This is a genomic window from Stenotrophomonas sp. 3(2025), from assembly GCF_052665395.1.
Map to the genome: position 1 here is coordinate 110340 of NZ_JBQOIF010000005.1, position 12966 is coordinate 123305.

General features: G+C 66.7%; 11 protein-coding genes. 10 read left to right on the forward strand and 1 reads right to left on the reverse strand.

The annotated features are described in order from the left end of the window. The first annotated feature begins 79 nt into the window (after positions 1-79). From lpxD to ACUXVE_RS05800, 8 genes are all read left to right on the forward strand, one after another. Positions 80-1102 carry a UDP-3-O-(3-hydroxymyristoyl)glucosamine N-acyltransferase gene (gene lpxD, locus ACUXVE_RS05765; RefSeq protein ID WP_093817747.1) on the forward strand — a complete coding sequence of 341 codons (1023 nt, stop codon included), beginning with the start codon at positions 80-82 and terminating at the stop codon, positions 1100-1102. After that, positions 1099-1554 carry a 3-hydroxyacyl-ACP dehydratase FabZ gene (fabZ, locus tag ACUXVE_RS05770; RefSeq protein ID WP_025877675.1) on the forward strand — a complete coding sequence of 152 codons (456 nt, stop codon included), beginning with the start codon at positions 1099-1101 and terminating at the stop codon, positions 1552-1554. The genes lpxD and fabZ overlap by 4 nt, the downstream gene beginning before the upstream one ends. A 19-nt stretch (positions 1555-1573) precedes the next feature. Next, a complete protein-coding gene (lpxA, locus tag ACUXVE_RS05775) occupies positions 1574-2365 on the forward strand; it encodes an acyl-ACP--UDP-N-acetylglucosamine O-acyltransferase (RefSeq protein WP_222390133.1) in 792 nt (263 codons plus the stop codon). 53 nt (positions 2366-2418) lie between these two features. Further along, complete coding sequence (gene lpxB / locus ACUXVE_RS05780; RefSeq protein ID WP_223482669.1) at positions 2419-3621, forward strand: lipid-A-disaccharide synthase; 1203 nt, start codon at positions 2419-2421, stop codon at positions 3619-3621. Then, positions 3618-4277, forward strand: coding sequence for a ribonuclease HII (locus tag ACUXVE_RS05785; RefSeq protein ID WP_093817745.1), 660 nt, complete (start codon positions 3618-3620; stop codon positions 4275-4277). Before lpxB ends, ACUXVE_RS05785 begins: the two co-directional genes overlap by 4 nt. Positions 4278-4492: 215 nt before the next feature. Next, positions 4493-8071, forward strand: coding sequence for a DNA polymerase III subunit alpha (gene dnaE / locus ACUXVE_RS05790; protein WP_222390134.1), 3579 nt, complete (start codon positions 4493-4495; stop codon positions 8069-8071). 58 nt (positions 8072-8129) lie between these two features. Then, positions 8130-8993: a hypothetical protein gene (locus ACUXVE_RS05795; RefSeq protein WP_445513980.1), complete on the forward strand. Its 864-nt coding sequence runs from the start codon at positions 8130-8132 to the stop codon at positions 8991-8993. 129 nt (positions 8994-9122) lie between these two features. Next, a complete protein-coding gene (locus tag ACUXVE_RS05800) occupies positions 9123-10082 on the forward strand; it encodes an acetyl-CoA carboxylase carboxyltransferase subunit alpha (RefSeq protein WP_208082245.1) in 960 nt (319 codons plus the stop codon). A gap of 234 nt (positions 10083-10316) precedes the next feature. Here ACUXVE_RS05800 and ACUXVE_RS05805 read toward each other — a convergent pair whose 3' ends face one another. Further along, positions 10317-10772, reverse strand: a complete 456-nt coding sequence (locus ACUXVE_RS05805; RefSeq protein WP_099844244.1) for a CopD family protein — start codon at positions 10770-10772, stop codon at positions 10317-10319. A 142-nt stretch (positions 10773-10914) separates the two neighbouring features. Between ACUXVE_RS05805 and ACUXVE_RS05810 the strand changes: the two genes are divergently transcribed. Further along, positions 10915-11511, forward strand: coding sequence for a class I SAM-dependent DNA methyltransferase (locus tag ACUXVE_RS05810; RefSeq protein ID WP_445513981.1), 597 nt, complete (start codon positions 10915-10917; stop codon positions 11509-11511). Positions 11512-11597: 86 nt separating this feature from the next. Next, positions 11598-12905, forward strand: a complete 1308-nt coding sequence (locus tag ACUXVE_RS05815) for a polyhydroxyalkanoate depolymerase (protein ID WP_222390138.1) — start codon at positions 11598-11600, stop codon at positions 12903-12905. Positions 12906-12966 lie beyond the last annotated feature (61 nt).

Sequence of the window (12966 nt, forward strand, 5' to 3'; positions counted from 1 at the left end):
GCCATCGCCCCACGGATCAGCCAGGCGCCGGCTTTTGCTCCCGCATGACCGCAATGGCGTCACACGTTAAACTCCCGCCGTGAATACTCCTACCTACACCGCCCAGCAACTCGCCGATCAGTTCGGCCTGCAGGTCCATGGCGACCCGAGCACCGCCATCCATGGCGTGGCCACCCTCGCCCATGCCGGTGCCGGCCAGCTGACCTTCCTTGCCAATCCGCGCTACCGCGCCCAGCTGGCCGACAGCCAGGCCGGCATCGTGGTGCTGCGCGCCGAGGATGCCGATGCAGCACCCGGTACGGCCCTGGTTGCCAAGGATCCTTACACCACCTTTGCCAAGATCGGCGCGCTGTTCGACATCGCCCCGACCCGCCCGCCCGGCATCCATCCCAGCGCTGTGATCGATCCGCAGGCGCAGGTCGCCGCCAGCGCCCACGTCGGTCCGTTCGTCACCATCGGCGCACGCAGCGTCATCGGCGAGAACTGCATCATCGGCGCCGGCAGCATCATCGGCGAAGACTGCACCCTCGACAGCGGCTGCGAACTGATCGCCCGCGTCACCCTGGTCACCCGCGTCAAGCTGGGCAAGCGCGTGCGCATCCATCCCGGCGCCGTGCTGGGCGCCGATGGCTTCGGCCTGGCCATGGACGCTGGCAAATGGATCAAGGTGCCGCAGCTTGGCGGCGTGCGCATCGGCGACGACTGCGAGATCGGCGCCAACACCTGTGTCGACCGTGGCGCGCTGGAAGACACCGTGCTGGCCGAGGACGTCCGCCTGGACAACCTGGTGCAGATCGCACACAACGTGCAGATCGGCGCCCACTCGGCCATCGCGGGCTGCACCGGCATCGCCGGCAGCGCCAAGATCGGCCGTTACTGCCTGCTCGGCGGCGCCGTTGGCGTCGTCGGTCATCTTGAAATCTGCGACAAGGTCGTGATCACCGGCAAATCGGTGGTCCGCAACTCCATCACCGAGCCGGGCGAGTATTCCTCCGGCACGCCCCTGACCGACAACCGCACGTGGCGCAAGAATGCCGCGCGCTTCAAGCAGCTCGATGCACTGGCCCGTCGCATCCTGTCTGTGAGCAAGGAGAAAGAATGAGCCACACCCAGACCCTGCCGGACATGGCGCAGATCCAGACGCTGCTTCCGCACCGCTACCCGTTCCTGCTGGTGGACAAGGTGGTGTCGATCGACTACGAGAAGCGCACGATCGTCGCGACCAAGAACGTCAGCATCAACGAGCCGTTCTTCCAGGGCCACTTCCCGGGCCAGCCGATCATGCCCGGCGTGCTGATCATCGAAGCCATGGCCCAGGCCGGCGGCGTGCTGACCCAGTTGACGCTGGGCCGCGATGCACAGTCCAAGCTGTTCTACATGGTCAAGGTCGACAAGGCCCGCTTCACCAAGCAGGTGGTGCCCGGTGATGTGCTGGAGATGCACGTGGAGATCAAGCGCGTGATCCGCAACATGGCCGTGTACGACTGTGTGGCCAAGGTCGACGGCGAAGTCGTCGCCTGCGCCGAGGTGCTGTGCGCCGGCACCCGCGAATGACCCTGGCTGGAGGTCCGAGATGAGCGACAACGCCCCCCTGATCCACCCCACTGCCGTGATCGATCCGTCGGCGCGCCTGGCCGACGATGTGCGCGTGGGCGCGTTCACGATCATCGGGCCGGACGTCGAGATCGGTGCCGGCACCGAGGTCGGTTCGCACTGCAGCATCCACGGCCCGACCCGGATCGGCCGAGACAACCGTTTCATCGGCCATGTCGCGGTCGGTGGCGAACCGCAGGACAAGAAGTACGGCGGTGAACGCACCGAACTGGTGATCGGCGACCGCAACGTGTTCCGCGAATTCGTCACCCTCAACCGTGGCACTGGCGGCGGCGGTGGCATCACCACCATCGGCGATGACAACTGGATGCTGGCCTACACGCACGTGGCCCACGATTGCCACGTCGGCAACTTCTGCGTGTTCTCCAACAACACCACGCTGGCCGGGCACGTGACCGTGGGTGACTACGTGATCATCAGCGGCTTCGCCGGTGCGCATCAGTTCTGCCGCATCGGTGCGCACGCCTTCCTCGGCATGGGCGCGCTGACCAATGGCGACGTCCCGCCGTTCACCATGGTCGGCACCGACTCGCTGGGCCGCCCGCGCGGCATCAACAGCGAGGGCCTGAAGCGTCGCGGCTTCGATCCCGAGCGCATCACCGCCATCAAGCGTGCCTACCGCACGCTGTATGTGGCTGGCCTGCCGCTGGCCGAAGCCAAGGCACAGCTGGCCGAGCAGGCGCGCGACAGTGATGACGTCAAGTCGATGCTGGACTTCATCGAGCACACCGAGAGGCACCTGCTGCGATGAGCAGCGCGACCGGCCAGGCGCCGGCCGGCGCCGAGGTGATTCCGCTGGCCTCGATGGCCGGCAGCGTGCCTGCACACCGGGTGCTCAGCGAGCGCCCGTTACGGATCGCGCTGGTCGCCGGTGAAGCCTCCGGCGACCTGCTCGGCGCAGGCCTGGTGCGCGAACTGAAGGCCCGCTTCCCGCATGCCGAATTCGCCGGCATCGGCGGCGATGCCATGCGCAGCGCCGGCTGCCAGACCTGGCACGATGCCAGCGAACTGGCGGTGATGGGCCTGACCGAAGTCCTGCGCCATCTGCCGCGGCTGCTCAAGCTGCGTTCGGCCTTCCGCCAGCGTGCGCTGGAGTGGCAACCGGACGTATTCATCGGCATCGACGCACCGGACTTCAATCTGGGCATCGAACGCTGGCTGAAACAGCGTGGCGTGCGCACCGTGCACTACGTCAGCCCCTCGGTGTGGGCATGGCGCGAGAAGCGTGCCGAGAAGATCGGCAGCAGCGCCGACCTGGTGCTGTGCCTGTTCCCGATGGAACCGCCGATCTACGCCAAGCACGGCATCGACGCACGCTTCGTCGGCCATCCGATGGCCGATGACATCCCGCTGCACGTCGACCGGGAAGCGGCCCGGATCGAGCTCGGCCTGCCCGCCTCCGCCAAGGTGCTGGCCGTGCTTCCCGGCAGCCGCCTGGGCGAGATATCCAAGCTCGGCGAAGCCTTCTTCGAGGCCGCCTGGCAGGTATCCGAGCGCATTCCCGGCCTGCACGTGGTGGTGCCGGCGGCCAATGCGGCCTGCCGGCGCCTGATTGAAGAGCAGTTGTCACGCTCGGCGCTGCCGGTGGCCTATTCGCACGTGCTGGACGGCCAGGCGCGCAACGCGATGATCGCCGCCGACGTGGTGGTGCTGGCCTCCGGTACCGCCACCCTGGAGGCGATGCTGGTGAAGCGTCCGATGGTGGTCGGCTACCGGGTCAACGAACTGACGTACCGCCTGGTGAAGGCGCTGGGGTTGATCAAGGTCGACCGCTTCGCCCTGCCCAACATCCTGGCCGGCCAGGACCTGGCGCCAGAGCTGATGCAGCACGACTGCACGCCGGAAAAACTGGCCGCCGCCATCCAGCAGTGGTTCGACCACCCGCAGCGGATCGCCGACCTGCAGGGCACCTACGCGCGCCTGCATGAACGGCTGCGCCGCAATGCATCGGCGCGCGCAGCCGATGCCGTTGGCGAGCTGCTGGTGCGCGGCCAGGAAAAGGCATGAGCCGCCGCCACGCGGCAGCCGCCAGCCTGGCCTTGTTCGATGGTGCCGCGGTGATCGACCCCGGCCACCGCATCGCCGGTGTCGACGAAGCCGGACGCGGACCGCTGGCCGGCCCCGTCGCAGTGGCAGCGGTGGTGTTCGACCCGCAGCGGCCACGACTGAACGGCCTGGATGATTCCAAGCAGCTGACCGCGGCCCGCCGCGAGCAGCTGCATGACCGCATCCTCGACCGCGCCCTGGCCTGGCACGTGGTGCTGGTGGACGTGGAAGCCATCGATCGCCTGAACATCTATCAAGCCACCCTGCAGGGCATGCGCGATGTGGTCGCGGCGGTGGCCCACGTGGCCGGCTTCGCCCGCATCGACGGCAACGTGGTGCCCAAGGGGCTGGTGCTGCCGGCGCAGGCGCTGGTCGGCGGCGATGGCATCGACCGCGCGATCATGGCGGCCTCGATCCTGGCCAAGGTTTCGCGCGACCGCTACATGCTGGACCTGCACGCACGCCACCCGCAGTACGGTTTCGACCAGCACAAGGGCTACGGCACCCCGGCGCATCTGGCCGCCCTGCGTGAACACGGCCCGTGCGCGGAGCACCGGCGCAGCTTCGCCCCGGTGCGCGAGTGCCTGGAAGTACCGGCCACCACCGCGATCGCCTGAACGTCCGCCGGGCATGGCCCGGCGCTACCACGGCAACATGAACGCCCCCGGTAACGCCGTGCCATGCCCGGCGGCACTCGCGATATCGCGCACCGTCAAGTCCTTGTCGCAACCCCCTGCCCTCGCTACCCTGACCGGGCACTCCAGCGCTTCCCGACCCCGGCGACGATTCCCGCGTCTGCACCCGGGGCCTGCGCGCTCCAACCTGGTCCGGCATGTCCAACTCCCGCTTCGTACATCTCCACGTCCACACCGAGTTCTCGCTGGCGGACTCCACCATCCGCGTGCCGGCCAAGCCGGACCAGGCTGACCCGAAGAAGGCCAAGCAGGCCAACCTGCTGTCGCGCTCGGTCGAACTGGGCCTGCCTGCGCTGGCGGTGACCGACCTCAACAACCTGTTCGCCCTGGTCAAGTTCTACAAGGCCGCCGAAGGCGTGGGCATCAAGCCCATCGCCGGCGCCGACGTGATGATCGCCGAAGAAGGCCAGGACCCGTGGCGGATGACCCTGCTGTGCCGCGACCGCGAGGGCTACCTGAGCCTGTCGCGGCTGCTGACCCGTGCATGGATGGAAGGCCATCGCCCCGAGGGCGGCGTGGCGGTGCATCCGGACTGGCTGAAGGCCGGCAACGCCAACCTGTTCGCTCTGGCCGGCCGTGAGAGCCTGGCCGGGCGCCTGGCCCTGGATGGCAAGCATGATCTGGCAGAGCAGCAACTGGCCGACTGGCAGCGCGTGTTCGGTGACGGCCTGCACCTGGAGCTGACCCGCACCGGCCGCGATGGCGAAGAGAGCTTCAACCAGTTCGCGCTGATGGCCGCCGGCCAGCGTGGCCTGCCGGTGATCGCCAGCAACGACGTACGCTTCCTGTCACCGTCCGATTTCAGCGCGCACGAAGCACGCGTTTGCATCTCCACCGGCCGCGTGCTGGATGACCCCAAGCGCCCGCGCGAGTACAGCGACCAGCAGTACCTGAAGTCGGCCGAAGAGATGTGCGCGTTGTTCGCCGACATTCCCGATGCGATCGACAACACGCTGGCGCTGGCCGAGCGCTGCAACATCGAGATGCGCCTGGGCACCTACTTCCTGCCCGACTATCCGGTGCCCGACGAGGAGACGCTGGACAGCTGGATCCGCAGCGAGTCGCGCAAGGGCCTGGCCGCACGCCTGGAAAAGAATCCCATCGCGCCCGGCATGACCGCGCAGGATTACAGCGACCGCCTCGAGTTCGAGCTGGACACCATCATCAAGATGGGCTTCCCCGGCTACTTCCTGATCGTGGCCGACTTCATCCAGTGGGGCAAGGCACAGGGCATTCCGATCGGCCCGGGCCGTGGTTCGGGTGCGGGTTCGCTGGTGGCCTGGGCACTGCAGATCACCGATCTGGACCCGCTGCCGTACAACCTGCTGTTCGAGCGCTTCCTCAACCCCGAACGCGTGTCGATGCCCGACTTCGACATCGACTTCTGCATGGACCGCCGCGACGAGGTCATCGACTACGTTGCGCGCAAGTATGGCCGCGAGCGGGTCAGCCAGATCATCACCTACGGCACCATGGCGGCCAAGGCGGTGGTGCGCGACTCCGGTCGCGTGCTCGGCTTCCCCTACGGCCTGGTCGACGGCGTCGCCAAGCTGATCCCGAACATCCTCGGCATCTCGCTGAAGGATGCGATGGGTGAGGGCAAGGACAGCGAGATGGCTTCGCCCGAGCTGATCCAGCGCTACCAGAGCGAGGACGACGTCCGCGACCTGATCGACCTGGCACGGCAGCTGGAAGACCTCACCCGCAACGCCGGCAAGCACGCCGGTGGCGTGGTGATCGCGCCCGAGCCGTTGAGCGAGTTCTGCCCGCTGTTCGCCGAACACGATGAAGACGGCCGCGGCAAGAATCCGGTCACCCAGTTCGACAAGAACGACGTTGAAGAAGTCGGCCTGGTGAAGTTCGACTTCCTCGGCCTGCGCACGCTGACGATCATCGACTGGGCGGTGAAGGCGATCAACAAGCGCCACGAGCGCGCCGGCATTCCGCCGGTGGACATCACCCAGCTGCCGCTGGACGATGCGCCCACCTACAAGGACATCTTCGCCTCGGGCAATACCGGTGCGGTGTTCCAGTTCGAATCCTCGGGCATGCGCCGCCTGCTGAAGGACGCCAAGCCCGACCGTTTCGAAGACCTGATCGCGCTGGTGTCGCTGTACCGACCCGGCCCGATGGACCTGATTCCCTCCTTCGTCGACCGCAAGCACGGGCGCGAAGACGTGGAGTATCCCGATCCGCGCACCGAGCGCATCCTGCGCGACACCTACGGCATCATGGTGTACCAGGAGCAGGTGATGCAGATGGCGCAGATCGTCGGCGGCTACTCGCTGGGCGGCGCCGACCTGCTGCGCCGTGCGATGGGCAAGAAGGTGCCGGCGGAAATGGCCAAGCACCGCGAGATCTTCCGCGAAGGTGCGGCCAAGGACGGCGTCGGCGAAGCCAAGGCCGATGCGATCTTCGACCTGATGGAGAAGTTCGCCGGCTACGGCTTCAACAAGTCGCACGCCGCCGCCTACGCGCTGGTGAGTTACCAGACGGCCTGGCTCAAGCGCCATTATCCGGCCGAGTTCATGGCCGCGACGCTGTCTTCGGACATGGACAACACCGAGAAGGTGGTCGGTTTCCTGGACGAGGTGCGCAACCTTGGCCTGACCGTGCTGCCGCCGAAGGTGAACCAGTCCGCCTTCATGTTCGAAGCGGCCACGCCGGACACCATCCAGTACGGCCTGGGAGCGATCAAGGGCGTCGGCCAGGGTGCCTGCGAAGCGGTGGTGGAGGAACGCCTGCGCGGCGGTGACTACACCGATCTGCTCGACTTCTGCACCCGCATCGGTTCGGCCAAGCTCAACCGGCGCACGCTGGAAGCAATGATCAACTGCGGCGCGCTGGATGAGCTGGGCCACAACCGGGCCTCGCTGATGCTGCAGCTGCCGGAAGTGATCAAGGCCACCGAGCAGATGGCGCGCGAGCGTGCGTCCGGCCAGAACTCGCTGTTCGGCGGCCCCGAGCCGGGCGTGCGGGCCATCCACCTGGAGCTGCAGGAAACCGACGAATGGCCGTTGCTGCAGCGCCTCAACGGCGAGCGCGACACGCTGGGCTTCTACCTCAGTGGCCACCCGTTCGACCCGTGGCGCGATGATGTGCGCGATCTGGTCGGTACCGACCTCGGCTCGGTGGAGAAGATCTGGAGCGCCAACAGCAACAGTGGTGGCGGCGAGAAGCGCTGGCGTCCGGAAGTGCAGACCGTGCTTGCCGGCCAGGTGGTCGGCGTGCGCCGCAAGGGCGAGAGCCAGATCTTCATCCAATTGGAAGATGGCCGTGGCCGCGTCGAATGCAGTGCGTTCTCCGATGCCATGGCCGAGTTCGGCCACCTGATGACCAAGGACCGTATCCTGGTAGTCAAGGGCGGCCTGCGCGAAGACGAATTCAATGGCGGCTTCGCACTGCGCATCCGCCAGTGCTGGGACTTCGACGAGGTCTGTGCGAACTACGCCACGCGCCTGTCGCTGCGGCTGGACCTGCGCCATCAGCGGCCGGTGTGGGAGCGCATCGACGCCCTGCTGGACCGCCATCGCCCCGGCCGCACGCCCCTGCGCCTGGACCTGCTGCTGAAGGGCCCCGATGGCGGCATCGCCGGCATGCTCGATGTTTCCGGGCAGAGCGCGGTGCGCGTCGATTCCAGGCTGATGGAGGCGCTGCGCGCCGAACCGGCAGTGCGCACGCTGAAGGTGCGCTACAGCCCGCCATGGGCCAGCTGAGGCTCGCCCCACCCCGTTTCCGCTTTCCCGCTGCATACGTCAAGGACGATTGCCCGTAATGAAGAACCTGCTGTTGCCGATGATGGCCGCGCTCGCGCTGGCCGGCTGCTCCTCCAAGGTCGATTTCGAGATCGACAACCCGACCGATGCGCCGCTGGCGATCAGCATCGATGGCAAGGACCTGCCGGTGGCTGCGCACGCCTCGCGACCGATCAGCCTGGCTGCCGGTGAGCATCACCTGCACACCGACCGCCTGGGCGAGGTGCGCTTCATCGTCTATGCCGACGGCCGCGGCGGCCTGATCAATCCCAGCCTCAGCGAGTACGTGACAGCGCGCGAGATCTATGTGACCGGCGAGGACAAGCTGAAGAACTTCGGTGTCAGCGGCCTGGGCATCGAGCTGGGCGGTGTCGAGTTCAAGGGACCGTTCGAAAAGCACCACGGCCTGTTCATCGACAAGACCTGGAACTTCGGCGTGCGCGAGCCGTTCCCCGAGGAACAGGTGGTTGCGCACGTGGATTCGACCGGTGGCAGGATCAGCACCAAGATCTTCACCGCGCCGGAATTCATCACCTACATCGAGGCCAGCATGGGCGAACCCGGTGCCTACAAGCGCGAGCAGCCCGCCGGCTACGTGGCCCCGGCCTACACGCTGGAACCGGCTCCGGCGCTGCCCGCGCTGGACCCGGCCTTCGAGGCCCATGCCGGTCCGGTGCGCGACCTCTATGCCCGCTGGCTGAAGGCCACCACGGCCAGCGAGCAGAAGGCCCTGCGCAAGGAAGACTTCCAGGCGCAGATGGCCTTCACCCAGGCCACCATGACGCTGGGTGCGAAGCTGCCGGTGGCGGCCAACCAGGCCTACAACGACTTCGTGACGATCCGCAGCACCGAAATGGCCCGCAGCGCGCTGGTCCTGCCCTGAACCGGCGGCCAGCGGCTCGACTGGCGCCGCCGGCCCCCACTGCGCTACCGTCGGCTTCCAGACGAAGGCGTACGGGCCGTTCCTGCGCATTCGGCTAGAATTCCCCTCTTCTTTACACGACGGCTTCCGATGAATCCGAACTACCTCGACTTCGAGCAACCCATCGCCGACCTGGAAGCCAAGATCCAGGAACTGCGCAACGCCAGTGCCGGGCCGGCGGTCAATGTCGAGGCCGAAGTGCATGCGCTGCAGGACAAGCTGCGCGTGCGTACCGCACAGATCTTCCGCAACCTGACCTCGTGGCAGGTGCTGCAGCTGGCCCGCCATCCGTCGCGCCCGTACACCGCCGACTACATCCGCATCATCTGCGATGAGTTCCAGGAACTGGCCGGCGACCGTGCCTTCGCCGACGACAAGGCGATCATGGGCGGCCTGGCCCGCATCAATGGCCGCTCGGTGATGGTCATCGGCCACCAGAAGGGCCGCGACACCAAGGAAAAGATCAAGCGCAACTTCGGCATGCCCAAGCCGGAGGGCTACCGCAAGGCGCTGCGCCTGATGAAGATGGCCGAGCGTTTCGGCCTGCCGGTACTGACCCTGATCGACACCGCCGGCGCCTGGCCAGGCATCGATGCCGAGTCGCGCGGCCAGTCCGAAGCGATCGCGCGCAACCTGATCGAAATGGCCGAGCTGAAGGTGCCGATCATCTGCACCGTGATCGGTGAAGGCGGCTCGGGCGGCGCACTGGCGCTGGGCGTGGGCGATCGTACCGTGATGCTGGAATACGCGGTGTACTCGACCATCACCCCGGAAGGCTGTGCTTCGATCCTGTGGAAGGATGCCGGCAAGGCCAAGGATGCCGCCGAGCAGCTGGGCCTGACCGCCCCGCGCCTGAAGGACCTGGGCCTGGTCGACAAGGTCGTACGCGAGCCCACCGGCGGCGCCCACCGCAACCCGACGCAGATGGCCAAGCGGTTGAAGGCCGTGCTGCTGAACGAGCTGGACGCGCTGGATGCGCTGTCCACCGAAGAACTGCTGGACCAGCGCTACAAGCGCCTGCGCAGCTACGGCACTTACGAAGCGGCCTGAGCCTCTGCTCGAGGCGTTACTTTTCTTTTTGCGAAAAGAAAAGTAACCAAAAGAAACGCTCCGCCAGCCGCGAGCCGGTGTGCTCTGCACACCGGTTCCCTGCGCTCCTCAGTCCCCTGATTCACCGAGAAGCACAGGGCACCGGTGCGTAGCACCGGCTCGCGACCTGGCGGCGTGTTCTTTGGTTACTTTCTTGCACGAGCAAGAAAGTGACATGTTCGAGAGCTCCAGATCTCAGAACGGCTTGGCCAGCACCAGCCAGACGATCGGGATGAAGGCCAGCAGCGGGATCTCGTTGATCCAGCGCAGCGCGCGCGACGACGGCAGCGCCCTGCCCCTGGCCACGCCCTTCAGCAGCCGCCCGATCCAGATGAAGTACGCCAGCAGCACCACCACCAGGCCCAGCTTGGCGTGCAGCCACCCTGCGCCACCCGGGGCGACCATGGTCGGGAAATCCGGAATCACCTTGTAGCCCAGCCACAGCACCAGGCCGAGCACGAACGCCAGGCCGAACATCGAATGGCCGAAGCGGTACAAGCGCATGCCCATCAGCTGCAGGCGCTCGACCACCGCCGGCTGCCCCGCCGTCTCGGACAGGTTCACCAGGATGCGCGGCAGGTAGAACACCGTGGCCATCCACGCCACCACGAACACGATGTGGAAGGTCTTGACCCAGTAGTAGCTCTGCATGCGCTCGCTCCGGCGGCTGGCGTGGATGTGCGCGTATTGTCGCAGTAGAGCCAGCCCATGGGTGGCTGGCGCGACACATCGACGCATGACGTGCTGCAACGCCGTACGATAGACGCCGATTTCACGACTGCACCCGAACGCCATGGACAAGACCTACGACGCCGCCTACTTCCAGCGCTGGTACCGGCACGCCGACATCGGCAGCAGCGCGCGCCTGGCGCGCAAGGTCGCCCTCGCCGTGGCGACGGCCGAGTACTACCTGGAACGACCGATCCGCAGCGTGCTGGACGTCGGCTGTGGCGAAGGGGCGTGGCGCGCGCCGCTGCTGAAACTGCGTCCGAAGGTCGAATACCTCGGTTTCGACAGCAGCGAGTACGCTGTGCGCCGCTACGGCCGGACCCGCAACCTGCACCTGGCCAGCTTTGGCGATTTTGCCTGGCTGCGACCCTGCGCCCCGGTCGACCTGCTGGTCTGTTCGGACGTGATGCACTACGTGTCCAACCGCGAATTGCGCGCAGGCCTGGCCGGTGTCGCCGAGCTGACCGCAGGCGTTGCGTTCCTGGAGACCTTCGCCGCCGAAGATGAATTCGAGGGCGACCACGACGGCTTCCAGTCGCGCCCGGCCCGCTGGTACCGGCGCGAGCTGGCCCGCCAAGGCTTGCAGGCAGTCGGGTCCCACCTCTGGCTGGGGCCAGCGCTGGCCACCGAAGCGACTGCGCTGGAACAGGCGGCCCGCTGAATACGGGCAGTGCGTCTGCTTAACGTCCGGGACAGCCGGATGCGCTATGCTGCGCGGCAACATAAGACCATACATATTCGGTCGGCATGCTCTATCAACTGCACGAACTGACCCGCAACCTGCTCGCCCCCTGGGTGCACCAGGCCCAGGCCAACGCCAAGTTCTTCGCCAACCAGGGACACTGGTGGTCGCAGATGCCCGGCGCTGATCGCCTGGCCGCGGTCAATGAGCTGTTCCATCGCATCGGCAAGGATTACGAGAAGCCCGAATGGGGCATCAACGAAATCGAGGTCGAGGGCGAGCGCGTGCCGATCGTGGTGCACGAGGAACTCAGCAAGCCGTTCTGCAAGCTGCTGCGCTTCAAGCGCCACAGCAACGAAGCCGACCAGCTGCACACCATGCTCAACCAGCCGTTCGTGCTGGTGGTGGCGCCGTTGTCGGGCCATCACGCCACGCTGCTGCGCGACACCGTGCGCACGCTGCTGCGCGACCATCGTGTCTATGTGACCGACTGGGTGGACGCGCGCATGGTGCCCGGCAGCGAGGGCGAGTTCGGGCTGGACGACTACATCGCCTACATCCAGGAGTTCATCCGCCATCTCGGCGTGGAGCGCCTGCACGTGGTCAGCGTCTGCCAGCCGACCGTACCGGTGCTGGCCGCGGTTTCATTGATGGCCAGCCGCGGCGAAGCGACACCGCGCACGCTGGTGATGATGGGAGGCCCGATCGACGCGCGCTGCAGCCCGACCGCGGTCAACAACCTGGCCACGCAGAACCCGTTGTCGTGGTTCGAGAACAACGTCATCCACACCGTGCCGGCCAGTTATCCTGGTGCCGGCCGCCGCGTGTATCCCGGTTTCCTGCAGCACGCCGGCTTCCTGTCGATGAATCCCAGCCGCCACTTCAGCTCGCACTGGGATTTCTACACCGACCTGGTGAAGGGCGACCTGGAAGATGCCGACGCGCACCGTCGCTTCTACGACGAGTACAACGCGGTGCTGGACATGCCGGCCAAGTACTACCTGGACACCATCTCCGTGGTGTTCCAGGACTTCCTGCTGCCGCGTGGCGAGTGGGTGGTCAACGGCGAAAAGGTCGACCCGTCGGCAATCCGCGATACCGCGCTGCTGAGCATCGAAGGCGAGCTGGACGATATCGCCGGCCTCGGCCAGACCGAAGCGGCGCAGGCACTGTGCAGCGGTATACCGGCCGAACGCCGTGAACACTTCATCGTGGATGGTGCAGGCCATTACGGCATCTTCAGCGGCCGCCGCTGGCGCGAAGTGGTGTACCCGAAGGTGCGTGACTTCTTCGCCGCGCATGCCGAAGCCCCGGCCGCGAAGGCCACGAAGAAGAAGAGCAACGTCACCCCGCTGCGCCGCAAGGCGGGGTAGCACCATCGCATTCGCGCTGTCGCTCCCACGATGCGCCGCGCGCATCGTGGGCCCCTGCCGC

Coding starts and splice junctions, on each gene's coding strand:
- ACUXVE_RS05815 (WP_222390138.1), top strand. CDS start 11,598: ATGCTCTATCAACTGCACGAACTGACCCGCAACCTGCTCGCCCCCTGG.
- ACUXVE_RS05800 (WP_208082245.1), top strand. CDS start 9,123: ATGAATCCGAACTACCTCGACTTCGAGCAACCCATCGCCGACCTGGAA.
- ACUXVE_RS05785 (WP_093817745.1), top strand. CDS start 3,618: ATGAGCCGCCGCCACGCGGCAGCCGCCAGCCTGGCCTTGTTCGATGGT.
- ACUXVE_RS05810 (WP_445513981.1), top strand. CDS start 10,915: ATGGACAAGACCTACGACGCCGCCTACTTCCAGCGCTGGTACCGGCAC.
- lpxB (WP_223482669.1), top strand. CDS start 2,419: ATGGCCGGCAGCGTGCCTGCACACCGGGTGCTCAGCGAGCGCCCGTTA.
- ACUXVE_RS05805 (WP_099844244.1), bottom strand. CDS start 10,772: ATGCAGAGCTACTACTGGGTCAAGACCTTCCACATCGTGTTCGTGGTG.
- fabZ (WP_025877675.1), top strand. CDS start 1,099: ATGAGCCACACCCAGACCCTGCCGGACATGGCGCAGATCCAGACGCTG.
- lpxA (WP_222390133.1), top strand. CDS start 1,574: ATGAGCGACAACGCCCCCCTGATCCACCCCACTGCCGTGATCGATCCG.
- dnaE (WP_222390134.1), top strand. CDS start 4,493: ATGTCCAACTCCCGCTTCGTACATCTCCACGTCCACACCGAGTTCTCG.
- ACUXVE_RS05795 (WP_445513980.1), top strand. CDS start 8,130: ATGAAGAACCTGCTGTTGCCGATGATGGCCGCGCTCGCGCTGGCCGGC.